This window comes from Pseudarthrobacter sp. TE3704 (assembly GCF_056279405.1).
The window spans coordinates 759,128-783,131 of sequence record NZ_JBWCCJ010000002.1; the positions used below are offsets into that span (position 1 = coordinate 759,128).

24 protein-coding genes and 1 riboswitch are annotated in these 24,004 nt (G+C 65.4%); of the genes, 16 read left to right on the forward strand and 8 right to left on the reverse strand.

The window, feature by feature from the left end:
* Positions 1-9 precede the first annotated feature (9 nt).
* Positions 10-1,152, forward strand: coding sequence for a PLP-dependent cysteine synthase family protein (locus ACZ9BC_RS07520; protein ID WP_476245361.1), 1,143 nt, complete (start codon positions 10-12; stop codon positions 1,150-1,152).
* Here the strand turns inward: ACZ9BC_RS07520 and ACZ9BC_RS07525 are convergent.
* Positions 1,149-1,805, reverse strand: a complete 657-nt coding sequence (locus ACZ9BC_RS07525) for an MBL fold metallo-hydrolase (protein WP_476245362.1) — start codon at positions 1,803-1,805, stop codon at positions 1,149-1,151. The genes ACZ9BC_RS07520 and ACZ9BC_RS07525 overlap by 4 nt on opposite strands.
* Positions 1,806-1,900: 95 nt before the next feature.
* Here ACZ9BC_RS07525 and ACZ9BC_RS07530 point away from each other — a divergent pair, with 95 nt between their 5' ends.
* Positions 1,901-2,365 (forward strand): Fur family transcriptional regulator, encoded by a 465-nt coding sequence (locus tag ACZ9BC_RS07530; protein ID WP_079597646.1) that lies wholly within the window; start codon positions 1,901-1,903, stop codon positions 2,363-2,365.
* Between the two features lie 18 nt (positions 2,366-2,383).
* Here the strand turns inward: ACZ9BC_RS07530 and ACZ9BC_RS07535 are convergent, their stop codons facing one another.
* The 5 genes from ACZ9BC_RS07535 to ACZ9BC_RS07555 form a co-directional block, all read right to left on the reverse strand.
* Entirely contained in the window at positions 2,384-3,259 is an 876-nt protein-coding gene (locus ACZ9BC_RS07535) for a metal ABC transporter permease (protein ID WP_079597645.1), read from the reverse strand.
* Positions 3,259-4,074: a metal ABC transporter ATP-binding protein gene (locus ACZ9BC_RS07540; protein ID WP_476245363.1), complete on the reverse strand. Its 816-nt coding sequence runs from the start codon at positions 4,072-4,074 to the stop codon at positions 3,259-3,261. Before ACZ9BC_RS07540 ends, ACZ9BC_RS07535 begins: the two co-directional genes overlap by 1 nt.
* A complete protein-coding gene (locus ACZ9BC_RS07545; RefSeq protein ID WP_476245364.1) occupies positions 4,075-5,073 on the reverse strand; it encodes a metal ABC transporter solute-binding protein, Zn/Mn family in 999 nt (332 codons plus the stop codon).
* Between the two features lie 130 nt (positions 5,074-5,203).
* The gene (locus ACZ9BC_RS07550) at positions 5,204-6,274 is read right to left on the reverse strand and encodes a hemolysin family protein (RefSeq protein ID WP_079597643.1); all 1,071 of its coding nucleotides are present in this window, start codon (positions 6,272-6,274) and stop codon (positions 5,204-5,206) included.
* Positions 6,271-7,608: a hemolysin family protein gene (locus ACZ9BC_RS07555; RefSeq protein ID WP_476245365.1), complete on the reverse strand. Its 1,338-nt coding sequence runs from the start codon at positions 7,606-7,608 to the stop codon at positions 6,271-6,273. Before ACZ9BC_RS07555 ends, ACZ9BC_RS07550 begins: the two co-directional genes overlap by 4 nt.
* A 538-nt stretch (positions 7,609-8,146) precedes the next feature.
* Here ACZ9BC_RS07555 and ACZ9BC_RS07560 point away from each other — a divergent pair.
* The 5 genes from ACZ9BC_RS07560 (at position 8,147) to ACZ9BC_RS07580 (ending at position 14,423) form a co-directional block, all read left to right on the forward strand.
* Positions 8,147-11,953 (forward strand): multifunctional oxoglutarate decarboxylase/oxoglutarate dehydrogenase thiamine pyrophosphate-binding subunit/dihydrolipoyllysine-residue succinyltransferase subunit, encoded by a 3,807-nt coding sequence (locus tag ACZ9BC_RS07560; RefSeq protein WP_476245366.1) that lies wholly within the window; start codon positions 8,147-8,149, stop codon positions 11,951-11,953.
* Between the two features lie 145 nt (positions 11,954-12,098).
* Positions 12,099-12,698, forward strand: a complete 600-nt coding sequence (locus ACZ9BC_RS07565) for a GDSL-type esterase/lipase family protein (RefSeq protein WP_176156864.1) — start codon at positions 12,099-12,101, stop codon at positions 12,696-12,698.
* An 87-nt stretch (positions 12,699-12,785) separates the two neighbouring features.
* Positions 12,786-13,613 (forward strand): DUF4097 family beta strand repeat-containing protein, encoded by an 828-nt coding sequence (locus ACZ9BC_RS07570; protein ID WP_476245367.1) that lies wholly within the window; start codon positions 12,786-12,788, stop codon positions 13,611-13,613.
* Positions 13,613-14,227, forward strand: a complete 615-nt coding sequence (locus ACZ9BC_RS07575; RefSeq protein ID WP_476245368.1) for a PadR family transcriptional regulator — start codon at positions 13,613-13,615, stop codon at positions 14,225-14,227. Before ACZ9BC_RS07570 ends, ACZ9BC_RS07575 begins: the two co-directional genes overlap by 1 nt.
* Before the next feature lie 121 nt (positions 14,228-14,348).
* Complete coding sequence (locus ACZ9BC_RS07580; RefSeq protein WP_369299106.1) at positions 14,349-14,423, forward strand: 50S ribosomal protein bL37; 75 nt, start codon at positions 14,349-14,351, stop codon at positions 14,421-14,423.
* A gap of 108 nt (positions 14,424-14,531) precedes the next feature.
* On the opposite strand, the gene rsrA is transcribed toward ACZ9BC_RS07580, so the two are convergent.
* Both rsrA and ACZ9BC_RS07590 read right to left on the reverse strand, forming a co-directional pair.
* Positions 14,532-14,792 carry a mycothiol system anti-sigma-R factor gene (gene rsrA / locus ACZ9BC_RS07585; protein ID WP_476245369.1) on the reverse strand — a complete coding sequence of 87 codons (261 nt, stop codon included), beginning with the start codon at positions 14,790-14,792 and terminating at the stop codon, positions 14,532-14,534.
* Complete coding sequence (locus tag ACZ9BC_RS07590; protein ID WP_476245416.1) at positions 14,789-15,628, reverse strand: sigma-70 family RNA polymerase sigma factor; 840 nt, start codon at positions 15,626-15,628, stop codon at positions 14,789-14,791. The genes rsrA and ACZ9BC_RS07590 overlap by 4 nt, the downstream gene beginning before the upstream one ends.
* A gap of 204 nt (positions 15,629-15,832) precedes the next feature.
* Here ACZ9BC_RS07590 and ACZ9BC_RS07595 point away from each other — a divergent pair, with 204 nt between their 5' ends.
* The 9 genes from ACZ9BC_RS07595 (at position 15,833) to ACZ9BC_RS07635 (ending at position 23,956) form a co-directional block, all read left to right on the forward strand.
* Positions 15,833-16,381 carry a DoxX family protein gene (locus ACZ9BC_RS07595; protein ID WP_476245370.1) on the forward strand — a complete coding sequence of 183 codons (549 nt, stop codon included), beginning with the start codon at positions 15,833-15,835 and terminating at the stop codon, positions 16,379-16,381.
* A 6-nt stretch (positions 16,382-16,387) separates the two neighbouring features.
* The gene (gene aroA, locus ACZ9BC_RS07600) at positions 16,388-17,788 is read left to right on the forward strand and encodes a 3-phosphoshikimate 1-carboxyvinyltransferase (protein WP_476245371.1); all 1,401 of its coding nucleotides are present in this window, start codon (positions 16,388-16,390) and stop codon (positions 17,786-17,788) included.
* Entirely contained in the window at positions 17,772-18,887 is a 1,116-nt protein-coding gene (gene rsgA / locus ACZ9BC_RS07605) for a ribosome small subunit-dependent GTPase A (protein ID WP_115525063.1), read from the forward strand. The genes aroA and rsgA overlap by 17 nt, the downstream gene beginning before the upstream one ends.
* Positions 18,888-18,935: 48 nt before the next feature.
* A complete protein-coding gene (hisN, locus tag ACZ9BC_RS07610) occupies positions 18,936-19,748 on the forward strand; it encodes a histidinol-phosphatase (protein WP_079597633.1) in 813 nt (270 codons plus the stop codon).
* Positions 19,749-19,919: 171 nt separating this feature from the next.
* Positions 19,920-20,033, forward strand: a riboswitch (SAM riboswitch).
* A gap of 37 nt (positions 20,034-20,070) precedes the next feature.
* On the forward strand, positions 20,071-21,495 hold the full coding sequence (locus tag ACZ9BC_RS07615) for an aminotransferase class V-fold PLP-dependent enzyme (protein WP_476245372.1): 1,425 nt from the start codon (positions 20,071-20,073) through the stop codon (positions 21,493-21,495).
* Between the two features lie 94 nt (positions 21,496-21,589).
* Positions 21,590-22,348: a class I SAM-dependent methyltransferase gene (locus tag ACZ9BC_RS07620; RefSeq protein ID WP_476245373.1), complete on the forward strand. Its 759-nt coding sequence runs from the start codon at positions 21,590-21,592 to the stop codon at positions 22,346-22,348.
* 46 nt (positions 22,349-22,394) lie between these two features.
* Complete coding sequence (locus tag ACZ9BC_RS07625) at positions 22,395-23,108, forward strand: metal-dependent transcriptional regulator (protein WP_079597630.1); 714 nt, start codon at positions 22,395-22,397, stop codon at positions 23,106-23,108.
* Positions 23,109-23,123: 15 nt separating this feature from the next.
* The gene (locus ACZ9BC_RS07630; protein ID WP_476245374.1) at positions 23,124-23,558 is read left to right on the forward strand and encodes a fluoride efflux transporter FluC; all 435 of its coding nucleotides are present in this window, start codon (positions 23,124-23,126) and stop codon (positions 23,556-23,558) included.
* Positions 23,555-23,956 carry a fluoride efflux transporter FluC gene (locus ACZ9BC_RS07635; RefSeq protein ID WP_476245375.1) on the forward strand — a complete coding sequence of 134 codons (402 nt, stop codon included), beginning with the start codon at positions 23,555-23,557 and terminating at the stop codon, positions 23,954-23,956. Before ACZ9BC_RS07630 ends, ACZ9BC_RS07635 begins: the two co-directional genes overlap by 4 nt.
* The last annotated feature ends 48 nt before the right edge of the window (positions 23,957-24,004 follow it).

A 24,004-nucleotide genomic window follows, 5' to 3' on the forward strand; every position in this document is an offset into this window, starting at 1 on the left:
GGATCGGTGATGAACGGGAACAGCGGCAACAAGCAGGGCGGCAGCAGCGAAGGCACTGACTGGGAAGGCCGCGGGTTGTCGGACCGGGACTGGGCTGACCAGGCCATTCGCAGGATCAGGGCAGAAAACAACCGCTCGGCCGACACACACCTCTACTCCGTGCCCCTGCCGGAACACTGGGGAGTCCAGCTCTACCTGAAGGATGAATCGACCCACCGCTCAGGCAGCCTCAAGCACCGGCTGGCGCGCTCCCTGTTTCTCTTCGGCCTGGTGAACGGCTGGATAAGGGCGGACACCACCATTGTGGAGGCTTCCAGCGGCAGCACCGCGGTCTCCGAGGCCTACTTCGCCCAGCTGCTGGGGCTGCCCTTCATCGCAGTCATGGCACGCACCACCAGCCAGGAGAAGATCGCCCTGATCGAACAGTTCGGTGGCTCGTGCCTGCTGGTGGAGCACGCCTCCGACGTCTATGCAGCTGCAGAAGAGGTGGCCGCTACCTGCAACGGCCACTACATGGACCAGTTCACGTATGCGGAACGGGCCACGGACTGGCGCGGCAACAACAACATCGCTGAGTCCATTTTCGGGCAGCTCCAGCTCGAGGAGCATCCGGTTCCCGACTGGGTCGTGGTGGGCGCAGGGACGGGCGGAACCAGCGCAACCATCGGCCGCTACCTCCGCTACCACAGCCATCCCACCCGCCTGCTGGTGGTGGATCCGGAGAATTCAGCGTTCTATCCGGGCTGGCTGGGTGGGACGGCCAATCCTCCGGCCGGCCTGCCGTCCCGCATCGAGGGCATCGGGCGGCCGCGGATGGAGCCCAGCTTCGTGCCCTCCGTGATCGACCGCATGGTCCAGGTTCCCGATGCGGCATCAGTCGCAGCCATGCGCCACCTGCGGGTCCTGGCCGGCCTCCACGCAGGACCGTCCACCGGCACCAACCTCTGGGGCGTCTGGCAGGTCGTCGCCGAAATGGTCGCCGAAGGCCGGCGGGGCAGCATCGTTTCGCTGATGTGCGACGGCGGTGAACGCTACGCGGGCAACTACTACAACCAGGAGTGGCTGGCATCCCACGGCCTCGACCCCGAGCCGTATGAAGCGGTCATCAGGACGTTTTTCGATACAGGGCAGTGGGACCCCACGGCCATCTAGATCTCTACAGACTCCCTGGCAGCCAGATGCGTGTACTCGGTGCCGTACTTGGCGCCGATCCGTGCCACGTGTCCTTCCACGATCTTCAGGCCGTTCTCATTGAGCAGCCCGTCATGGATCTGGAATGCCCGCGGGGCCCGCACTCCGACGACGAAGTCCACCACTTCGGCGGATTTGCTCCAGGGCGCGTGCAGCGGAACCAGCAGGGTCTTGACGCTGATGCCGTCCGGAATAACGAAAGAGTCGCCCGGGTGGTAGACGTTCTCGTCGATGAGGTAGCCGATGTTGGCGACAACCGGAATCTGCGGATGGATCAGCGCATGCTGGCCACCAAAGCTTCGGATCGCGAAGCCCGCTGCTTCGAAAGCTGTACCCGGCTCCACGGCGTTGACGCGGGCGACGGCCTCCGGAGCTTTGATCCGCAAGGTGTCCGCAACACCTGCGGGCGCGAAAACCGCCAGGCCAACGTTGCTGCGAAGGGCCTCAACGACGGGTCCGACGTCGATGTGGTCGGCGTGTTCGTGGGTGACCAGCACGGCTTCCGCACCCTTGAGGGCCTCGGCTGTTTCGGAGAAATTGCCGGGATCCACCACCAATACACGGTTGTCCTTCTCGAGCCGGACGCAGGCGTGGGTGTATTTCGTCAGCTTCATAGCGCCAGCCTAGGGTCCGGCGGCGGACAGTGTCCACGAGGCTGCGGCTGGTAATCTGTATCTTTGCCACCATCCCCACGGAAGCGAGTTCGTCCATGCCGCTCGGCGCCAAGGCTGATTCCACCACGCCGTCCCCCGTCACGGGTGGCGGCAAGGAACAGCGCGTCACCAAACAGCGCCGGGCCGTCAGTGCGGCGCTGGATGAGCTCGACGACTTCGTCAGCACGCAGGAGTTGTACCGGATCCTGCAGAACCAGGGCGTCTCGGTTTCGCTCGCCACCGCCTACCGGATCCTTCAGTCCCTTGCCGACGAAGGGCTCGTGGACGTCCTGCGCAACGGTGAAGGAGAAGCCGTCTACCGGCGCTGCGCCGTCACCGGCCACCACCACCATCTGCTGTGCAGGAACTGCGGGAAGGCCGTGGAGGTCGAAGCCCCCGCTGTGGAAACCTGGGCGGCGCGAACCGCCGCGGAACACGGTTACACAGAAGTCGCCCACACCGTGGAAATCTTCGGCCTGTGCCCCGACTGCACGGCCCTGAGGGCTGCGGGCAAGCTGTAGCAACCGGGCCCGGTGCGCTTACCGGGGCTGCAGGACCCGTCCGTTGATGCCCCTGCCGGCACGGACCGAACCCACAACGCGGCACACCACGTAGATCAGGAATGAGAGCGTGGTGACGTAGGGGCTGATGGGGATCCGGCCGCCGAGCGCCAGCAGGATTCCGCCGACCGTTGCCGTCACGGCGAAGACCACGCTCAGCACCACCACTGCCACCGGCGAGGACGTAACCCGCAGGGCCGCTGCGGCCGGGGTGATGAGCAGGGCCAGCACCAGGAGTGCTCCCACTACCTGGATGGAGAGGGCAACGCTGATGCCCAGCAGGACCATAAAAACGATGGCCAGCGTCCGCACCGGAACGCCCCGGGCTTCGGCGAGTTCCGGGTCCACGCTGGCGAAGTTCAGCGGCCGCCAGATGGCGATCAGGGCCACCATCACCACCACCGCTGTCCCGGCGAGTGCCTGCAGCTGGACCGTGTCGACGGAAACAATCTGGCCGGTGAGCAGGCCGAATTTGTTGGCCGCACGGCCCTCGTACAGGGAAAGGAACAGGATCCCCAGCCCCAGGCCGAACGGCATGATGACACCGATGATCGAATTCTTGTCCCTTGCCCTGACGCCCATGAGGCCCAGCAACAGCGCCGCGGCGACGGACCCGATGAGGGACCCGAAGACGATGTCCGCACCGATCAGGAGCGCAAAGGCCGCGCCGGCAAAGGAGAGTTCGGAAATACCGTGAACGGCAAAAGCCAGGTCCCGCTTCATCACGAACGTGCCCACGAGGCCGCCGAGGAGGCCCAGGACGGCGCCTGCCCAAATGGAGTTCTGGACGAGGACCAGCAGCTCGCCATAGTTCTCGAAATTGAAGATGGCCCCAAGGATGCTGTCTGCGTCCATCAGGCTGCCTCCCCTGCCAGCGCATGGGTCTCTGCGTGGTGGTGGGTGGTGGCGTCAGGAAGCCCGACCACCACGATGCGGCCGTTGGCATGAATGACCTCAACATGGCTGCCATAGAGGTCGGACAGCACCTCCGTGGTCATCACTTCGTCGGGAGTTCCCACCTTGAAGCGGCCCCCCGCCAGGTAAAGTACCCGGTCCACGTAGTCGATGATCGGGTTGATCTCATGGGTCACGAACACCACTGCGCTGTTCCGCTCGTGGCACTGCTTGTTGATCAGTGCGCTGACGGCCTGCTGGTGGTGCAGGTCCAGGGACAGCAGCGGTTCGTCGCACAGCAGGACCTGGGGATCGGTGGCAAGGGCCTGGGCAACGCGAAGCCGCTGCTGCTCGCCGCCGGAGAGCTGTCCTACCGGAACCCTTGCGTAGTCCGTGGCACCCACCAGGTCAAGGAGTTCGTCGATCCTGCGGTTAGCCTTGGCCGATGACAGCCGCAGTCCCCACCGGTGGCCGTCGACGCCGAGTCCCACCAGGTCCCTTGCGCGCATCGGAGTATCGGGGGCAAACGACTTCTGCTGGGGGATGTAGCCGATCAGGCTGCTGCCGCGTTCAACGGGGCGGCCGCCAAGCGCAGCCCGGCCCTGGTGCAGGTCCTGTAATCCGAGCAGGACTTTCAGGAAGCTGGTTTTTCCGCTCCCGTTGGGACCAAGCACGGCGAAGAACTCGCCCGGCCTGATGTCCAGGTCCAGGTCCTCCCAGAGCGCCCGCTTACCGAATTTCAGGGACGCACCGGTGAGGCTGACGACAGGTTTCAACTATTTGCTCTCCAGAACTTTGCTGATGTTGTCCACATTGTCCGTCATCCACTGGAGGTACGTCTTGCCTTCGGGCAGCGTTTCATTGAAATCCACCACCGGAACGCCGGCCGTTTCAGCCGCTTCCTTCAACGACTCCGTCTGCGGACCTTCGGTTTGCTCGTTGTAGGCCAGGAAACGGACCGACTTCGATGCCACCAGATCCGTTGCCGCCTTGAGCACGGCCGGGGGCACGTCGGAGTCTTCCTCGATCGCAGCAGTGTAGTCCTCGGGGGTGGCGTTCACCAGACCTGCATCCTCCAGCAGGTACAGCGGAACGGGTTCCGTGACAGCCACCGTGGCGCCGGCGGCGCTGCCCTTCAGCGAGTCGAGCTTTCCATGCAGTTCTTCCAGCGTGGACGTGAAGGTGGCCGCATTGGTCTCGAACGTCTGGGCCGACGCGGGATCGAGCTCCCCGAGCTTGGCTGCGATGTCACCGGCAAGCTGCTCCATGGCGTGCAGGCTGTACCACACATGTTCGTTGAGTTCGCCGTGGTCGTGGGCTTCCCCGCCTGCCGGTTCGGACTCGGTGGCGGTGGCTTCGGCGGAAGCTTCTTCCCCTTCCGGGTGCGCCAATCCGGACAGTTCGACGGCGTTCAGCACCTTGCCGGCGTCGAGGTTGCTGTCCTCCGCCAGGGTGTGGATGAAGTCGTCGTACCCGCCGCCGTTTTCGATGACGAGGTCAGCCTTGGACACTGCAAGCCGGTCCTGGGCGGTGGCCTCATAGGAATGCGGATCCTGGCTCGTCTTGTTGATGATGGCGGTGACGCTGACCTTGTCCCCGCCGATGGTCTTCGCGATGTCCCCGTAAACGTTGGTGGACGCCACAACGTTGATTCCCTCTGCAGCGCCGGGCGACGGCTCGGGCTGGGTGCTCTCAGCCTGGGGGCTGCAGGCACTCAGCAGCAGGCCAAGCCCGGCCAGGGCGGCAACGGATGAACGGGCAGCGGAACGGCGCACGGAAAACCTCAGTTCACTGGGGAGGGGAAACGACCTGTTCAGTTTATACCTAAATAGGAATCATTCCTATTTAGATTCACCCAATGCAGCGGGTGCCCTTCCCGTTCAAAGACGAAAAGGGCACCCCACGTCATCCTCCGTTGGGTTGCCCCAGGCGCCGGATCCCCGTGGCCTGGGTGGCGTCCCGGATCTCGCCCACGAGCTGTTCGATAACGTCCTCCAGGAACAGCACTCCCTGCGTATTGCCGTCAGGACCGATGACCCGGGCAAGGTGCGAACCTGTCCGCTGCATGACATACATCGCCTTTTCGATCTCGTCATCCAGGGCAAGGTTCGCCAGCGACCGGATGCGGCTTTCGGCGATGGGAAGCCCGTACGCCTGCTCCGGGATGGACAGGACGTCCTTCACGTGCAGGTAACCGTAAAGCATGTCCTCATCATCAAGCATCGGGAACCGGGAGAAGCCGGTGCGGCTGACGGCCTTCTCAAACTCCACCGGAGTGGTGGCGGCCTTCAACATGACCAGGTTCCCGAGCGGCACCATGATGTCAGCGGCGGTGTGCTCCGAAAATTCCAGGGCACCGTTAATCAGCCCGGCGTCGTCGTCCACCAGGCCGTGGCGGGTGGACTCCTGGACGATGGACTGCACCTCCTCAAGGGTGAACGAGGAGTTCACCTCGTCCTTGGGCTCGATCCGCAGCAGCTTGAGGATGTGGTTTGCCGACCAGTTGAGGACGGAAATCACCGGGTGCACCAGCCGGGCGATGAACATGAGCGGCGGCGCCAGGAACAAGGCCGCCTTGTCCGCTACGGACACCGAGATGTTCTTCGGCACCATCTCGCCGAAGGTCACGTGCAGGAATGTCACCAGCATCAGTGCCACGGCGAAGGCTGCCACGTCGGCCACCTCCATGGGCAATCCCACCATTTCCAGCGGGTAGGCCAGCAGGTGATGGATGGCAGGTTCTGCCACCAACAGGATCAGCAGCGAACAGACCGTGATGCCGAGCTGGGCACACGCCAACATGAGCGACACGTTTTCCATCGCCTTGAGGGTGGTTTGCGCGCGTTTGGAACCGCTCTCCGCAAGGGGCTCGATCTGGCTCCGCCTGGCGGACATGACAGCGAATTCAGCTGCCACGAAGAAGGCGTTTCCCAGGAGCAGGACACCCAGCCAGAGGATTCCGGCCCAGTCGCTCATCGTTCAATCCTGTCGCTGGTGTCCATGGCCCCGGCTTCCGGACCGGCCGGCCGGAAGCAGATCCGGTCGATCCGGCGGCCGTCCATCCTGGTGACGCTGAGGGTTCCGCCGCCAACCGGCACGGTGTCCCCCACCGCTGCGATCCGGCCGAGCTTGCTCATGACATAGCCGCCCACGGTTTCGTAGGCAGCTTCGTCAGGGACCGTCAGTCCCGGAATCTGTTCGGACAGTTCGTCCGGACGGAGCAGTCCCGGGAAGTACCAGTCGCCGGACGCGCTTTGCAGCAGACCCGGGCGGACCTTGTCATGTTCATCCGCCACTTCCCCGACGATCTCCTCCACCAGGTCCTCCAGGGTTGCGATGCCGGCGGTCCCGCCGTACTCGTCCAGGACGACGGCGAGCTGCAGGTTTCCCTCGCGGAGCTCGGCGAGCAGGGCATCAAGGTGGATGGTCTCGGGGACCCGGAGCACTTCCGTCATGATGGCGCCCGCTTCCAGGTTTTGCCGGCGCTCGGACGGAACCGCCACGGCCTTCTTCACGTGGACCAGGCCGCGGATATCGTCCGCAGAGTCACCGATGACGGGGAACCGCGAGTACCCCGTCCTGCGCGCGGCAGCCACGATGTCAGAAACAGGCTGGTCCGCGTCGATCGTTTCCACCCGGATGCGGGGCGTCATGACGTCCGCTGCCGTCCTGGTGGAAAAGTTCAAGGTGCGCGCAATGAAGTTGGCCGTGCCGGCGTCGAGCGTTCCCATCGCCGCCGAGCGGCGGACCAGCGAAGCAAGCTCCGCCGGGGTGCGTGCCCCGGAGATCTCTTCCTTGGCCTCCAGGCCGAAAACGTTGAGCACTTTATTGGAGAAGCCGTTGAGCACCACAATCGCCGGCTTGAAGACGGCAGTGAAGATCAGCTGGGGCCGCGCCAGGGCCTTACCCACGGGGAAGGACAAGGCGATGGCCATGTTCTTGGGAACCAGCTCGCCCAGGAGCATCGAGAGCAGGGTGGCAATCACCATCGCCAGGACCAGCGAAATGGACGCCACGGCCACGTCGGGAAGCCCGACGGCGGCCAGCGGGGCTTCCAGGAGCCGGCCCACCGAGGGCTCCATGACGTAGCCCGTGAGCAGCGTGGTGAGGGTAATGCCCAGCTGGCAGCTGGAGAGCTGCGTTGACAGGGACTTCAGGCAGGTGAGCAGGGCAATGGCGCCGGTGTCGCCGTCGTCCACCGCGCGCTGGACGGTGGGCTGGTCCAGGGCGATGAGGGAGAACTCAACGGCAACAAAGAAACCTGTACCGGCGATGAGCAGCAGACCTGCTGCAAGGAGTAGCCATTCCATTCAGCATCCCGCCTGGACGGCGTCGACCTGTGCAACGGCCGTACGCGGATTGCGGATGCTGGAAGATCTGCCCGGCGGAGGATGGTCGGCAGAAACCGACGCTCTTTCCTTGCGGGCCGCGGCCGGCTTGGCCGCTGGTGGGTGATGGGCGCGTGTTCGGGGTTTGCCGGCTCTGCGGGTGGACTGTGCGGCGCTGTTCTTCGTGCTCCGCTGACAGCCCCCAGGCCGGCACCTAGATTTACTGTCCATAAGGATTTCAGTCTACAGGAGCAGGTGCCCTGTCCCGGGCGGGCAAAGGACGGGTTGGGGCGGCAGATTCCCTTACCCACAAACCGCCCGTTGAGACGCGTCCGGCCGCCATATTCAGCCCTTGGCGCGTCACTTCATGATTTGGGTCACCCTTATTGGCAGTTAAGACGACAAGCTCACTAGACTTGCAAACGTCTGGGTTCAGAGGACGCAGAGACTGGTTCGAACGTAGTGCTGAAGCACCGTGGGGCCGGAGAGAAATCAAACTCATGGAAGAGGCGTATTTCAAGTGCCAGAGCAGCCAAGCCACCGTCTACCAGAGGAATTTGGCGGAAACGAGTGGCTCGTTGACGAACTGTACGAGCAGTACCAGCAGGACAAGAACGCTGTGGATGCCAAGTGGTGGCCGCTGTTTGAATCGTTCGACTCGGGCAGCAGTTCTTCTTCCAACGGAAATTCGGGACAGGCTACGGCCAACCCTCCCACCCGGCAGATGCCCATCGTGAACGCGGCTCCTGCAGCACCGGCACCGTCGCCGGCCGCAGCTCCGGCCGCTCCCCCGGCTCCGCCGGCCGCTGCCGCGCCCGCCCCGGCACCGGTGAAGAAGGCTCCCGCCACCGTGGCCCGCGACGGCGGCAAGAAGACCGAGGGCGCTACCGGATCGCAGCCGATCCCCGCTCAGCTGCCCAAAAACGTCAAGGCCCCCACCGCTCCCGAGGAAGACGTCGTCTCCGTCCTCCGCGGACCGGCCAAGGCCATTGCTACCAACATGGTCACCAGCCTCGAGGTGCCCACCGCCACCAGCGTCCGGGCCATTCCTGCCAAACTGCTGATCGACAACCGCGTTGTCATCAACTCCAACCTCGCCCGTGCACGCGGCGGCAAGGTCTCCTTCACGCACCTCATCGGCTACGCCGTGATCCGTGCCCTGTCGCAGTTCCCCTCCATGAACGTGTACTACGACGAGGTGGACGGAAAGCCTTCGGCTGTCCAGCCCGCCCACGTCAACTTCGGCATCGCCATCGACATGCCCAAGCCGGACGGGACCCGCCTGCTGATGGTTCCGAACATCAAGAAGGCCGAGACCCTTAACTTTGCCGAGTTCTGGCACACCTACGAGGACCTCATTAAGCGTGCCCGCAACGGCAAGCTCACCGCGGAGGACCACCAGGGCACCACTGTTTCGCTGACCAACCCGGGCGGCATCGGCACCGTCCACTCGGTACCCCGCCTCTCCAAGGGCCAGGCCGCCATCATCGGCGTTGGCGCCCTTGACTACCCGGCGGAATTCCAGGGCGCCAGCGAGAAGATCATCGCCCAGAATGCCATCAGCAAGGTCCTGACGCTCACGTCGACGTACGACCACCGCGTCATCCAGGGTGCCGGCAGCGGCGAGTTCCTGAAGCTCGTCCACCAGCTCCTGCTCGGCGCGCAGAACTTCTACGACGAGATCTTCGAAGCCCTCCGGATCCCGTACGAGCCTGTCCGGTGGAGCGCCGACAAGCAGGTGGACCCGGCCGACGAAATCAACAAGGTGGCCCGGATCCAGCAGCTGATCCACTCCTACCGCGTCCGCGGACACCTGATGGCGGACACCGATCCCCTCGAATACGTTCAGCGCAAGCACCCCGACCTGGACGTCCTGACCTATGGGCTGACGCTGTGGGACCTGGACCGCGAATGGCCCACGGGCGGCTTCGGCGGCAAGCCGCAGCTGAAGTTCCGTGACATCCTCGGTGTCCTTCGCGACGCCTACTGCCGCACCACCGGCATCGAATACATGCACATCCAGGAGCCTGCCGAGCGCAAGTGGTTCCAGGACCAGCTGGAGCACCCGTACTCCAAGCCGAGCCGTGAGGAGCAGCTCCGGATCGTTTCCAAGCTGAACGCCGCAGAAGCATTCGAAACGTTCCTGCAGACGAAGTTCGTGGGCCAGAAGCGCTTCTCCCTGGAGGGCGGCGAGTCCCTGATTCCGCTGCTTGACGCGATCATGTCCGACGCCGCCGACGACGGCCTCGACGAAGTCGCCATCGGCATGGCGCACCGCGGCCGCCTCAACGTGCTCACGAACATCGCCGGGAAGACCTACGCACAGGTGTTCCGCGAGTTCGAAGGCACCCAGGACCCCCGCTCGGTCCAGGGTTCGGGCGACGTCAAGTACCACCTGGGTACTGAGGGCACCTTCACGTCGGACAACGGCAAGGAAACCAAGGTTTACCTGGCCGCCAACCCCTCCCACCTGGAGGCCGTTGACCCCGTGCTCGAAGGCATTGTCCGCGCCAAGCAGGACCGCCTGGACCAGGGTGAATCGTTCCCTGTCCTGCCCATCGTGGTCCACGGTGACGCCGCCTTCGCCGGCCAGGGTGTTGTCGCCGAGACGCTCAACCTGTCCCAGCTGCGCGGCTACCGCACCGGTGGAACCATCCACATCGTGGTCAACAACCAGGTGGGCTTCACCACCGCCCCGTCCTCTTCGCGATCCTCCACTTACTCCACGGATGTCGCCAAGATGATCCAGGCACCGGTCTTCCACGTGAATGGTGACGATCCCGAGGCTGTTGTCCGCATCGGCCAGCTCGCCTACGAGTTCCGCCAGCGTTTCCACAAGGACGTTGTCATCGACATGGTCTGCTACCGCCGCCGGGGCCACAACGAGGGCGACGACCCCTCGATGACCCAGCCGCTGATGTACAACCTCATCGAAGCCAAGCGCTCCGTCCGCAAGCTGTACACCGAATCCCTGATCGGACGCGGCGACATCACCGAGGAAGAAGCAGAGCAGCTGCTCCGCGACTACCAGGAGCGGCTGGAACGCGTCTTCGCCGAGACCCACGCAGCGCAGACGTCCCCGATCCCGATTGTCACCGCAGACACCGCTGCAGTGTCGGACATCGAGCGGCCCATCGCCCAGCAGTCCGACTCCAGCATCAGCGCCCCGGCCTCCACGGCCATCTCGGCGGAGACGCTGGCCCGGATCGGCAAGGCGCACGTGGAGATCCCCGAGGGCTTCACTGTCCACGCCAAGCTGAAGCAGCTGCTGGAGAAGCGTGAGCAGATGTCCCGCGAAGGCGGCATCGACTGGGGCTTCGGCGAGATTGCCGCCTTTGGCTCACTCATCATGGAGGGCGTGCCCGTACGCCTTGCCGGCCAGGACTCCCGCCGCGGTACCTTCGTGCAGCGCCATGCCGTGTTCCACGACCGCGCCAACGGCAAGGAATGGCTGCCCCTGGGCAACCTTTCCGATGACCAGGCCAAGCTGTGGATCTACGATTCACTACTGTCCGAATACGCGGCCATGGGCTTCGAATACGGCTACTCGGTGGAACGGCCGGATGCGCTGGTCCTCTGGGAAGCCCAGTTCGGTGACTTCGTCAACGGCGCCCAGACCATCATCGACGAGTTCATCTCGTCGGCCGAGCAGAAGTGGGGCCAGCGTTCCTCGCTGGTGCTGATGCTTCCGCACGGCTACGAAGGCCAGGGCCCGGACCACTCCTCAGCCAGGATCGAGCGCTTCCTGCAGCTGTGTGCTGAAGAGAACATGATCGTGGCGAACCCCACCACGGCTGCTTCACACTTCCACCTGCTGCGCCGCCAGGCGTACAGCCGTCCGCGGAAGCCGCTGATCATCTTCACGCCGAAGCAGCTCCTCCGCCTGAAGGCCGCTGCATCCTCCGTCGAGGAGTTCACCACCGGCACTTTCCGCCCGGTCATCCCCGAGCATGAGCAGCTGGCGGCAGACGCCGTCGAACGCGTCCTGCTGGTCTCCGGCCGCCTGTACTACGATCTCCTGTCCACCCGGCAGAAGACCGGCGACAAGACCACCGCGATCGTCCGCGTGGAGCAGCTTTACCCGCTGCCGCACGCCGAGATTTCCGCGGAACTTGCCAAGTACCCGAACGCCGAGGTTGTCTGGGCCCAGGACGAGCCCGCCAACCAGGGACCGTGGCCGTTCATCGGCCTGAACCTGCCGGACGCCCTTGACCGCCGGGTGCGCCTGGTGTCGCGTCCCGCGTCAGCCTCTACGGCTGCCGGCTCCATGAAGCGGCACGCCGCGGAGCAGGATGTTCTGCTGAAGCAGGCATTTGCACGGAAGTAAGCAGTAAGGCTGCCCGGCCGGACGTCGAAATACCAGACTCCGGCCGGGCAGTTCTGTTTAATGGATGGACAGCGCCTCCCCGTTATCCCGCATCCGCGGCGCCACGGTGGCAGCGGCCAGTCAGGACCGAAGTAAAGAGGATCGTGTGGAAGACAGGAAGCTGCGTATTGCGGCTGTAGGAGATGAACTGCTCGCCGGACTGGGAGATCCCCGGGCGCTCGGCTGGCTGGGCCGCGTCCTTGCCCGCACTCCCCAGGACGGCATGCTGATGGAAAGTTATGCCCTCCCCTGTCCACAGGAAGGGACGGAAGGTCTGGCCGCGCGCTGGCTGGAAGAAGCGGGTCGGCGGTTCAGCCCGCAGGCGGAAAATCGCCTGGTGATCGGGCTCTCAGGCCGTGACATCGAGTTCGGCCTGTCCACTGCGCGAAGCCGGCTCAACCTCGCAAACATCCTGGACTCGGCGTCGCAGAACCGCATCGAAGTTTTCGTGGTGGGGCCGCCCCCCACCTTGGATCCGGCGCAGAACCGCCGGTTGGATGAATTGAACACCGCCTTCGCGGATGTCACCACGCGCCGGAAACACCTGTACGTGGACACGTTCTCGCCGCTCCTCAACCACGAGCAGTGGCGCCAGGACCTCGCGGCAAACGGTGGGACTCCCGGCCAGGCCGGGTACGGGCTCATGGCGTGGCTGGTGCTGCACCGTGGCTGGTTCCAGTGGCTCAAACTGGACGCACCCGCCTAGAATAGCTCGCGATATATCTTGACCCGCCCCTCCCCGCAGCGGTACCGTGGGAAGCCTGAACACGATATATCGCCTTTTGGAGGGGCCATGTCTGACCAGAACTGGACTGTAACCAGCCCGCAGACCATCGACATCGACGGCGTGACGTCGCTAAAGCTGGGCATGGTCCGCGGGCGGTTCGACGTCGTGACCCACCAGGAACCCGTTGCCCGTATTGAGATCACCGAGGTCCACGGAGACCCCGTGGCAGTTTCCATCAGCAACGGTAGGCTCGAAGTCCGCCACCAGCTTCACGGTGCGCAGGGCTGGTTCAAGAACCTCATGGGAGCGGTGAGCCACAACAGCGAGAACTCGGCCGTGATCAGCATCGCCGTTCCGCAGAACGTTGACGTCGAAGCCGGAATCGTTAGTGGTGACGGCCTGGTCTCCGGGGTTACCGGCAATACCCGGCTTAATACTGTCTCCGGTTCCGTCATGGCGAACGGCACAGGCGGAGAGCTGCACGTGAACACCGTCAGCGGCGAGGTGACCGCACGGGACCACACCGGCGTCCTCACCGCCAAGAGTGTTTCCGGCGAGGTGACGGCCTCCGGCCACTTCACCCATGTCCGGGCCAACACGGTCAGCGGCGACCTTAGCTTCGACCTTCTCGGCTTCACCGAAGACTTCGGCTCCAACTCGGTCTCCGGTGACCTCACCATCCGGCTGCCGCAGGACGTCGGCGTGGACATGGTGGCCAAGTCCGGCACCGGAACGGTGGTGATCGACGATCAGCGCTACGCCCATACAGGCGGCAAGGTGGAGACCATCGCAGGACCCGACGGACAGCTGATGCTGCTCCGCACCAACTCTGTCTCCGGCAAGACGTCCATCTTCCACAGGGCAACGGTCAAGGACACGGAAGCTGGCCACTGATGCCGCCGGTATTCGCGCACGGTGCACTGCGCCTGTACCTCCTGGCGCTGCTTGAATCCGGCCCCAAGCACGGCTACGAGCTCATCAAGGCCCTCAAGGACCGTTTTGGCGGCACCTACTCCCCCAGCGCCGGGACCATCTACCCCCGCCTCGGAAAGCTCGAAGAGGAGGGCCTGGTGGCCACGGAATCAGCCGGCCGGCGCACCAACTACCGCATCACCGCCGCGGGCCTAGCCGAACTGGACCGGCGGCGCGACGAGCTGGCCGGGGTGGAGAACGACATTTCGGCCTCGGTCCGCCGTCTGGCCGATGACCTGCGGGAGGACATCCGCAGCAACATGCGCGGCCTCCGTGCCGACCTGGCCGCCACGGCGGAAGCTGCGCGCGCCACCAGCCTGGCGGCGGACTTCCGGCTTCCGGGCGGACGGGGCCCTGTGGTGGGCCAGCGGTCCCTTAAGGAAGCGGAAATGATGCTCCAGGAGTTTCGCGACGATGTCCGCACCGAACTTCGACTGGGGGCCCGTACCCAGCCGCTGAGTCCTGTGACCCTCGAAACCATGAGGACGGTGCTGGAGCAGGCCCGCATTGCTATCCGGAACTCCCTGCACTCCTGAGTCCGGCGGCGTGGATGCGTCCAAGCGCAGGTCATGCGGCGGTTCCCGGTTCGCGGGCGGTCTGATGATGTGCGAGACTTGAGGGCAGCTCTTTTGAGTACCAACAGTAAGGAGGCCAGCTATGAGCAAGCGTGCACGCAAGCGTCGTGACCGTAAGCGTGGCGGCGCGAACCACGGGAAGCGCCCCAACACCTAGGCAAATGCCAGGGACTACGGTTCAAGCAAAGACCCCGGAAGCCATTCGGCTTCCGGGGTCTTTGCTGTCCAGGCGCAGTTGCGGCTGGATCCTGGCAGGCGCCTGGACTTACGCGTCCACCGGCCTGATGGCGTGGATACGGTCCAGGATGGCGTTCTTCAGGTTTTCCGGAGCTGCTTCGGTGCAGGAGCGCTTGACCATGTTGCGGATGACGCACTCAAGGTCGTACTGCTCCGTGCATTCCGGGCAGTCGTCAAGATGGTTCTTGATCTCCGTGATGTCCTCGCGGGTCAGCGCTCCGTCGAGGTACTCGTAGATGCGTTGCATCCGGGTGTCGTCGCAGTCGCCCAATCCCTGGCAGTCGCTCATTTCCTGTTCTCCTGTTGTGTGCTTGCAGCCGTGTCCTGTGCATCCGCGGCCGTTTTGAATCCCCGCTCGGCGGCGTACTCCGCGAGCATGTCCCGCAACATTTTCCGGCCGCGGTGGAGCCGGGACATCACGGTGCCGATAGGCGTGTTCATGATGTCTGAAATTTCCTTGTACGCGAACCCCTCGACATCAGCGAAGTAGACCGCAAGGCGGAATTCTTCCGGGATGTCCTGGAGCGCACGCTTGACGTCCGAATCCGGAAGGTGGTCCAGCGCCTCAGCCTCAGCAGAGCGGAGCCCACTGGACGTGTGCGATTCTGCCCGCGCGAGCTGCCAGTCCTCGATGGTGTCCGAGTTGGACTGGAGGGGCTCACGCTGCCGCTTACGGTAGAGGTTGATGTAGGTGTTCGTCAGGATGCGGTACAGCCATGCCTTCAGGTTGGTGCCCGGCTTGTACTGGTGGAACGCTGAGAACGCCTTGGTATAGGCCTCCTGGACGAGGTCTTCGGCATCCGACGGATTCCGGGCCATCCGCATCGCTGCGGAGTACAGCTGGTCCACGTACTGCATGGCGTCGCGTTCGAACCGCAGGCGGCGCTGTTCGGCTGTTTCGGTGGAAACATCCACCACGATTTCGGTGGTCTCAGCTCCGGGTTGTGGGGCCTCAGCCGCTTCGGACGCGGACGCCGCGTCCGCGGCGCCCTTCACTTCGTTGTTCGAAGCCTCATACATGGCCGACACGGCCGGATCCAGGGTGCTCATTGCCTTCAAGTCTACTGTCAGGCTGCGTGCACGCGGCGAGCCATACTCCGGAGGTTCCACCTCCAGGGAGCTCATTGCCACGGGGCCTGCCCCTTTGATTCCGTCCAACACCCGCCTCAAGGCCCAGCTCCGCTCATTGTTCCCGCACTTTGACTGTGACCCGACCTTCGCGGACCCGTTTGGCATAACCCCTGCCCTTGGGCAAATATTCCCCAAAAGTGCAAGACTAGGACGGACTCCGCCGTTCACGACGCGGTTCGTCCATCCAGGAGGAAATCCATGTCCTTTGTCCGCACGCTCGCCCGGCCCATGCTGGCTTCCAGTTTCGTTGTTGCCGGCGTGGATAAGCTGAAGAACGCTGACGATACAGCGCAGCAGCTCTCCCCCCTGCTCCGCAAGGCCGCGGCATCGTTGCCGTTCCAGGCTGACGAGAAGATGCTTGCCCGGGTCATCGGCGGAACGCAGGTGGGCGCAGGCGTCCTGTTTGGGCTGGGCAAGTTCTCCAGGCTTTCGGCCACCCTGCTGACGGTCATTTCCCTGCTCAACACCTTCGTCGAATGGCGCAGCGCGGACATCAGCAGCAAGGAAGGCCGCGAGACGCGCCGCAACCAGCTGCTGAAGAACCTGTCCCTGAGCGGCGGCGCCCTGCTTGCCTCCGTGGACACCGCAGGCAAGCCGGGTCTGGCCTGGCGCGCCGAGCACCTTGCCGCCGATGCCCGGAAGGGCGCCTCGCACTTTGCTGCGGATGCCAGGAAGACCACGAACAAGAAGCTCTCCAAAGCGGACAAGGCCGTGCGCCGCGCCGTGGAACAGGCCACGGGGGCATAAACACGAATGACCGCTGCAGCCGCCACCCGGGACAACTCCGGAACTCCTGTCCCCCATTGGTCCGCACCCTTCGCCTCGCGGCCCGTTGATGCCACCGTCACGGTTCCCGGTTCGAAATCCCTGACCAACAGGTACCTCGTCCTCGCGGCGCTGGCCGATGGTCCGTCCCGCCTGCGGGCGCCCCTGCACTCGCGCGACTCGGCACTGATGATCGAGGCCCTCCGCCAGCTCGGTGCCCGCATCACGGAAGTGCCCGGAGACGGCGCCTTTGGGCCGGACCTCGAGGTGGTTCCGCTGGGACAGGACAAAGCTGCGCCCCTTACCAGGATCGACTGCGGCCTCGCAGGCACCGTAATGCGGTTCGTCCCGCCGCTCGCGGCCCTCCGCAACGGGGACAGTGTGTTCGACGGCGATCCGCATGCCCGTAAGCGGCCAATGGGAACCATCATCGAAGCGCTCAAGGCGCTCGGGGTGGGCGTCTCCGCGGAAGGGGGCGGCGCCCCGGCGTCCCTGCCGTTCGTGGTGGAAGGCACCGGAGAAGTCCGCGGCGGCCACCTGGTCATCGACGCGAGCGCTTCCTCCCAGTTTGTCTCCGCGCTTCTGCTGGTGGGGGCGCGGTTCACCGACGGCCTCCACCTGGAGCACGTCGGCAAGCCGGTGCCCAGCCTGGACCACATCAACATGACGGTCGCCGTCCTCCGCGGCGCCGGCGTGTCCGTTGATGATTCAGTCCCCAACCACTGGGTTGTCTCACCGGGCCCCATCCGCGCTTTTGACCAGCGGATTGAGCAGGACCTTTCCAATGCCGGGCCGTTCCTCGCGGCCGCACTGGCATCGGGCGGAACGGTCCGGATCCCGGGCTGGCCTGAGCAGACGCAGCAGGTGGGTGACCTCTGGCGCAGCATCCTGGCCGAGATGGGTGCGGACGTGACGCTTTCGGACGGCGTCCTGACGGTCACCGGTGGTCCGGAGATCAAGGGCGCTGACTTTGCGGATACCAGCGAGCTGGCGCCGACGGTGGCGGCACTGTGCGCCCTGGCCACCGGCCCCTCCCGGCTCAGCGGCATTGCCCACCTGCGCGGACACGAGACGGACCGCCTGGCCGCGCTGGTGACAGAGATTAACCGCCTTGGCGGTGACGCCGAGGAGACCAGCGACGGCCTGGTCATCCGCCCTGCACGGCTGCACGCCGGCGTCGTCCACAGCTATGCGGACCACCGCATGGCTACCGCCGGGGCCATCCTGGGCCTGGCTGTCGACGGCGTCCAGGTGGAGGATATCGCCACCACGGCGAAGACGATGCCTGATTTCCCGCGGCTGTGGGCGGACATGCTTGCCCAGGGCGGCGCATCCGAAAGGGAGGCCGACGCCGGGGCGGAAGGTTCCAGCGGTGGCGCGGCGAACTGACTCGTGGGACGAATCGGACGTCCGGATCCGGCCCAGCAAGAAGGGCTCCCGGCCCCGCACGAAGGACCGGCCCAGCCACGACGACGCCGTCACGGGCCGCATCATCACCGTTGACCGGGGCCGCTACACCGCCGTGGTGGGCGAAGATTCCGGCAACGAACGCACGGTAATTGCCGCGCGGGCCCGCGAGCTGCGGCGCTCCCCCGTGGTGGCCGGTGACTTCGTTTCACTGGTGGGGGACGTATCAGGCGAACCCGATACTTTGGCCCGGCTGGTGAAAATCCAGGACCGGAAGACCCTCCTGCGGCGCAGCGCCGATGACACCGACCCTGTGGAGCGCGCGGTGGTCGCCAACGCGGACCAGCTGGTGATCGTGGTGGCGGCAGCCAACCCCGAGCCGCGGACCGGCTTCATCGACCGGGCGCTGGTGGCAGCATACGACGCCGGCATCGAGCCGATCCTGCTCGTCACCAAGGCCGACGTCAAGGACCCGGCGGAGCTGCTGTCCAACTACACGCACCTGGACTTCCCGGTGATCATCAGCCGTACCGCCGATATGAAGGCGTCCGGCATCGATGCGCGGTCCGACGACGGGCTGTCCGCCCGGCTGGACAGCGCGGCGGTCGCCGAACTCAGGGCCCACCTCGACGGGAAGGTCACGGTCATGCTGGGGCACTCCGGGGTCGGGAAGTCCACCATGGTCAACGCACTTACGGGTGCGGAAAGGGCCACCGGCGGAGTGAATGCCGTGACCGGGCGGGGCCGGCACACGTCGTCGTCGGCCCTGGCTTTGCGGCTTGCGGACGCACCTCCCGGCAGCTGGATCATCGACACCCCGGGCATCCGGTCCTTCGGACTGGCGCACGTGGATCCGGACCGGATCCTCCGGTCCTTCCCGGACCTTTCGCCGGGTATCGATGACTGTGAACGCGGCTGCAAGCACACTGCCACGGCAGTGGACTGCGGCCTGGATGCCTGGGTGGCCGGAGGCCATGCGGGTCCCACCGGCGAAGCCCGGCTTGCGTCCCTGCGCAGGCTCCTCGGAGCGGATCCCCGCATGGAAGCGCAGGAGACCAAGGAGCTCGGCAGCGTCAACTGACAACGCCGATCTCCCAGCAGAACCGCCCGCAGACGGTAGTTTGGAACCATGATCCAACCCGCCTCGAGCTACAACGATGACCTGCGCCTGGCCCATGTCCTGGCCGACTCCGTGGATGACCAGACCATGAGCCGCTTCAAGGCACTGGACCTCCACGTGGAGACCAAGCCTGACCTGACGCCGGTCACCGATGCGGACAAGGCAGCGGAGGAAGCCATCCGCGGCCAACTCTCCCGCTCCCGTCCACGGGACGCAGTACTCGGTGAGGAGTTTGGCAGCACCGGCCACGGCTCGCGCAGGTGGATCATCGATCCCATCGACGGCACCAAGAATTTTGTCCGCGGCGTGCCCGTGTGGGCCACCCTTATTGCCCTCGTTGATGAGGGCGAGCCGGTAGTCGGCGTGGTCAGTGCCCCGGCACTGGGCAAGCGATGGTGGGCGGCCAAGGGCATGGGCGCCTACATGGGCCGTTCACTTGCCGCGGCCACCCGGCTGCGGGTGTCTGACGTCTCCAGCCTGTCCGACGCGTCACTGTCATATTCCAGCCTCGGCGGATGGAAGGAACGCGGAAACCTTGACGAGTTCCTTGGCCTTACCGAGGACGTCTGGCGGACCCGCGCCTTTGGCGACTTCTGGTCCTACTGCATGGTGGCAGAAGGGTCGGTGGACATCGCCTGCGAACCCGAGCTCAACCTCTACGACATGGCGGCCCTGGTACCGATCGTGGTGGAGGCGGGCGGCCGTTTTACGTCACTGGAGGGCGAGGACGGCCCGTTCGGCGGCAACGCCCTGGCCACCAACTCCATCCTGCACTCCGAGGTGCTGCAGCGGTTGAACCCGGGGCTCGACGACCTTCTCTGACTCCGGCCCCAACCCCACCTGACCGAAGAATCGACGGCGGGCGCCCCCGAAAGGAGGCGTCCGCCGTCGTTTTCTTCGGCTAAAGACGCCTTTCACGCCGGCGCGTAACAAAAGCCTTAACATTTGCGCCGGCTTCAAACCTGGGCGCCCCATGTTCTACGCTCTTAACCAGGTCACGAGTGCCAGCGCAAAACCCCGGTTTGCTGGCCGGCAACCCTCCATTCGCGGTGGGGTGCCCCGGGTGACGACCAGGCCGGTCCGGAGCGGATGCGGCAAGCGCGGATTCCTGTATTGCGGAGTCCTGTTCTGAAGTGAGGTCTCTGTGACAACTGCCACCGTCTCCCCCAACGCCGCCATCACCACCGAAGCTGCGACCGTTTTCGATGCGCGCAAGGCGATCGCCGGCCGCCCCCTCGCCGCCGTCACCGGCGCGGAAATCCAGGCGCCGCTGATCGCCGGCGGGCATGTCCGTTACGCCAACCTCGACTACGGCGCATCTGCCCCCGCCCTCTCGGTGGTGTCCGCCTACCTCAACGAGATCCTGCCGTACTACGCCAGCGTCCACCGCGGCGCCGGGTACGCGTCGCAAATCAGCACCTCCGTGTACGAGAACGCCCGCAGCATCGTCCGCGATTTCGTGGGCGGCCGGGCGGACGATTCCGTTATCTTCACCAGGAACACCACGGACTCCCTCAACCTGCTGGCCGGCTGCCTGCCCGTCGCTGACGGACGCCATGCCGGTGACGTCCTATACCTGGACATCGAGCACCACGCCAACCTGCTGCCCTGGCAGGGAGTACCCCACCGCAGCATCGTTGCCGCCGACACCATCGCGGGAACCATCGAAGCCGTCCGCGCTGAACTCGAGCAGGGCGGCGTGAGCCTGCTGGCAATCACCGGCGCCTCCAACGTCACCGGCGAGATCCTTCCCGTCCGCGCCCTGGCAACGCTCGCCCACCAGCACGGCGCACGGATCGTGGTGGATGCCGCCCAGCTGGCGCCGCACCGCCGCATTGACATCAGCGCGGACGACGTCGACTACGTCGCGTTCTCCGGTCACAAGCTTTACGCGCCCTTCGGCGCCGGCGTCCTGGTGGGACGCCCTGACTGGCTCGACGCCGGTGTTCCACACCTCGCCGGCGGCGGCGCCGTCAAGGAAGCAAGGCTCGACGGCGTCAGCTGGGCAACAGGCCCGGCCCGCCACGAGGGCGGCTCCCCCAACGTCCTGGGCGCGGCCACCCTTGCCCGCGCCACCCAGGTCATCGCCGGGTTGGACCAGGACCGCTGGCACGCGCACGAGTCCGCCATCCGCTCGTTCCTGGTGGAAGGTCTGCAGGACATCGAGGGCGTCACGGTCCACCAGATCTTCAAGGACACCAACGCGGACACGGACACCATTGGCGTGGTCAACTTTTCCGTCGAGGGGTACGACGCAGGGCTCGTTGCCGCGTACCTTTCCGCTGAGCACGGGGTGGGGCTGCGGGACGGGCGCTTCTGCGCACATCCGCTGCTGAAGCGGCTGGGGCTTCCCTCCGGCTCCCTTCGTGCCAGCTTCGGCCTCGGTTCCCGGCTCGAGGATGCCGAACGGCTCCTGGCAGGCATCGCCAAACTTCGCCGCGACGGGCTGGGCTGGGACTATGTGGTGGATGCCGGCCGCTGGGTTCCCGCGAACGACACGCGCACCTACCCGCACTGGGCTCCAAACACACCGGGAACCGCGGGGGCTGCTCCCTGCCTCGACGACTGACCCTCGCCGGCGGCTGAACGGCCGTGCCCTGCTGTTGGACCCGGATGCGGTAAATTCGGAGGATACCGCAGGGCATTACTGAAGGAGGCCGCACGTGGTTCGGGGTGGCCCCAGGCTTGATCATGGGCGGCGCCGGGAGCTCGGCCAGAGCTTCCAGGACGGCGGCAAGCATTACCAGCGGGTCCGGCCCGGGTATCCTGCGGAATCGGCGCAATGGCTCGTTCCTGCCGGGGCCCGCGATGCACTGGACGTTGGCGCCGGCACCGGCAAATTCACCGAACTCCTGCTGGCTGCTGGGCTGGCGGTGACCGCCGTCGATCCATCCGCAGACATGCTCGAACAGCTGACTGCGCACTATCCGGACGCCACGGCTGTCCTGGGCACCGCCGAGGCGACGGACCTGCCGGCGGCGGCGTTCGACGTCGTCACCGTTGCCCAGGCCTGGCACTGGTGCGATGCCCTCGCGGCGAGCACGGAACTGGCCCGTGTGCTCCGCCCGCACGGAACGCTCGGGCTGGTCTGGAACCAGCTGGACACATCCGTCCCGTGGGTGCACCGGCTCTCCCGCATCATGCATGCGGGGGACGTGTACAAGCCGGACCACCGGCCTGTGGTGGGCCCCCAATTCCAACACCTTGAAGGCCACGTGACGCACTGGCAGGACCTTGTCAGCACCAGGGACCTGATGGAGCTCACGAAATCCCGCAGCTACTACCTTCGTGCCGGGGAAGCCACCCGGGCCAAGGTCCTCGCGAACCTTGACTGGTACCTGCATGAGCACCTGGGCCATGCCGACGGCGAGGACCTGGAATTGCCGTACCTGACCCTGTCGTGGCGGGCCGTCAAAGCATGACGAACGTCGCCGTTGCGGTCCACCGGCACCCGGTAGGCTTGGTCCTGTGAAGACCAGCGCGCCCTCCTCCTCCATCGAGGACTACGTCAAGGTCATCTACTCATTCACTGAATGGCAGGACAAGCCCATCACGTCCTCGCAGCTTGCCCAGCGGCTGGGGGTGGCCAACTCCTCGGTGTCGGAGATGGTCCGCAAGCTCAAGGACCAGGGCCTTGTTGACCACAAACCGTACAGTGCCATCACGCTGACCGATACCGGCCTGCGGCTGGCCTTGTCCATGGTGCGGCGCCACCGCCTGATCGAAACGTACCTGGTGCAGCAGCTGGGTTACAGCTGGGACGAAGTCCACGATGAAGCCGAACTGCTGGAGCACGCCGTCTCTGACACCTTCATTCAGCGGGTCGCCGCCAAGCTGGGCGACCCCAGCCGCGATCCGCACGGCGACCCGATTCCCACTGCCGACGGCAAGGTTCTGATGCCCCGGGCCCATTTGATGGGTGAGCTGGACAAGGGCCATACGGGCAGGATCACCCGGATCAGCGACGATAACCCGGATCTGCTCCGCTATCTGTCCGCCGAGGAGATAGACCTCGACGCCGAGGTGGAGGTGGTGGGCCGCCGGCCGTTCGGCGGAGCGCTGGTGGTGCGCATCCGCAACTCCGGCCGGACCCGGGACTACGATCTGGCCGACGAGATTACCTCGGCCCTGTGGGTCCACAGTGACCATCCGCATCCTGGCTGCATCCTGGCGGACGGCTGAGATGCAACCGGCAGGATGAGTTCTTCCGGAATGCCGTCTGCGCGGGCCTGGCTTGCGGTGGCCGCCGGTGGCCTGGTTGGCAGTGAACTCCGCTACGGCCTGGGGCTGGCCTTTCCCGACCATCCCGGATCAATCCCCTGGGCGACTCTCTGGATCAACGTCACCGGAAGCTTTGTGCTGGCGGCGTTAACGACGGCCTGGATAGCCCGGCCGGGGACAGCGTTCTGGCTGCGCGCAGGGCTGGGGCCCGGACTGCTGGGCTCCTTCACCACGTTTTCTGCGGTGGTGTTCGCGGTGGATCAACTGGCCCGGGCAGGCCAGCATTCCGTCTGGGTTGCCTACCTGGCGCTCTCAGTGCTCCTCGGACTGGGGGCTGCCGGCCTCGGGTGGCGTATGGGCAGGTTGCTCCCCCGTACAGCGGAGGCTGACGCTGTGGGCGGCAGGCCATGACCGCTGCCGCGCTGGTGGGGGTTTTCGGCGTCCTGGGCTCACTGCTGCGCTTTGCCATCGACAGCTGGTTCGCGCATCACCTTTCCACCCGCAGCGTCCGGACGGCGGGAGGGCAGGAAAAACTACACTGGCCATGGGCCACGCTGCTGGTGAACGTGCTGGGCTGCCTCATCATCGGGGTGTCCTTTGGCCTGAGCCGGCGGCTGGGACTGCCGGACGAGTGGCATGCCGGACTTGCCGCGGGGCTGGCCGGAGGCCTGACAACCTTCAGTTCGTGGACCACCGCCACCGTGCGGCTGCTGAGTGAAGCACGCTTCGGTTCCGCAGTCTTCAACATCGCTGCAAACCTGGCGCTGGGCTTCGCCGCTGCAGCGGCGGGCATCGGGCTGACAGCCTAGCCTGGCTGCCGGAGGAGCAGCCGATTTGGCGGCCTCCCGTATCGTGGA

Bases quoted from the DNA above. Each gene is read 5' to 3' on its own strand.
- ACZ9BC_RS07520 (WP_476245361.1), top strand. From the start codon at position 10: ATGAACGGGAACAGCGGCAACAAGCAGGGCGGCAGCAGCGAAGGCACT.
- ACZ9BC_RS07525 (WP_476245362.1), bottom strand. From the start codon at position 1,805: ATGAAGCTGACGAAATACACCCACGCCTGCGTCCGGCTCGAGAAGGAC.
- ACZ9BC_RS07530 (WP_079597646.1), top strand. From the start codon at position 1,901: ATGCCGCTCGGCGCCAAGGCTGATTCCACCACGCCGTCCCCCGTCACG.
- ACZ9BC_RS07535 (WP_079597645.1), bottom strand. From the start codon at position 3,259: ATGGACGCAGACAGCATCCTTGGGGCCATCTTCAATTTCGAGAACTAT.
- ACZ9BC_RS07550 (WP_079597643.1), bottom strand. From the start codon at position 6,274: ATGAGCGACTGGGCCGGAATCCTCTGGCTGGGTGTCCTGCTCCTGGGA.
- ACZ9BC_RS07555 (WP_476245365.1), bottom strand. From the start codon at position 7,608: ATGGAATGGCTACTCCTTGCAGCAGGTCTGCTGCTCATCGCCGGTACA.
- ACZ9BC_RS07570 (WP_476245367.1), top strand. From the start codon at position 12,786: ATGTCTGACCAGAACTGGACTGTAACCAGCCCGCAGACCATCGACATC.
- ACZ9BC_RS07575 (WP_476245368.1), top strand. From the start codon at position 13,613: ATGCCGCCGGTATTCGCGCACGGTGCACTGCGCCTGTACCTCCTGGCG.
- rsrA (WP_476245369.1), bottom strand. From the start codon at position 14,792: ATGAGCGACTGCCAGGGATTGGGCGACTGCGACGACACCCGGATGCAA.
- ACZ9BC_RS07590 (WP_476245416.1), bottom strand. From the start codon at position 15,628: ATGAGCTCCCTGGAGGTGGAACCTCCGGAGTATGGCTCGCCGCGTGCA.
- ACZ9BC_RS07595 (WP_476245370.1), top strand. From the start codon at position 15,833: ATGTCCTTTGTCCGCACGCTCGCCCGGCCCATGCTGGCTTCCAGTTTC.
- aroA (WP_476245371.1), top strand. From the start codon at position 16,388: ATGACCGCTGCAGCCGCCACCCGGGACAACTCCGGAACTCCTGTCCCC.
- hisN (WP_079597633.1), top strand. From the start codon at position 18,936: ATGATCCAACCCGCCTCGAGCTACAACGATGACCTGCGCCTGGCCCAT.
- ACZ9BC_RS07630 (WP_476245374.1), top strand. From the start codon at position 23,124: ATGAGTTCTTCCGGAATGCCGTCTGCGCGGGCCTGGCTTGCGGTGGCC.
- ACZ9BC_RS07635 (WP_476245375.1), top strand. From the start codon at position 23,555: ATGACCGCTGCCGCGCTGGTGGGGGTTTTCGGCGTCCTGGGCTCACTG.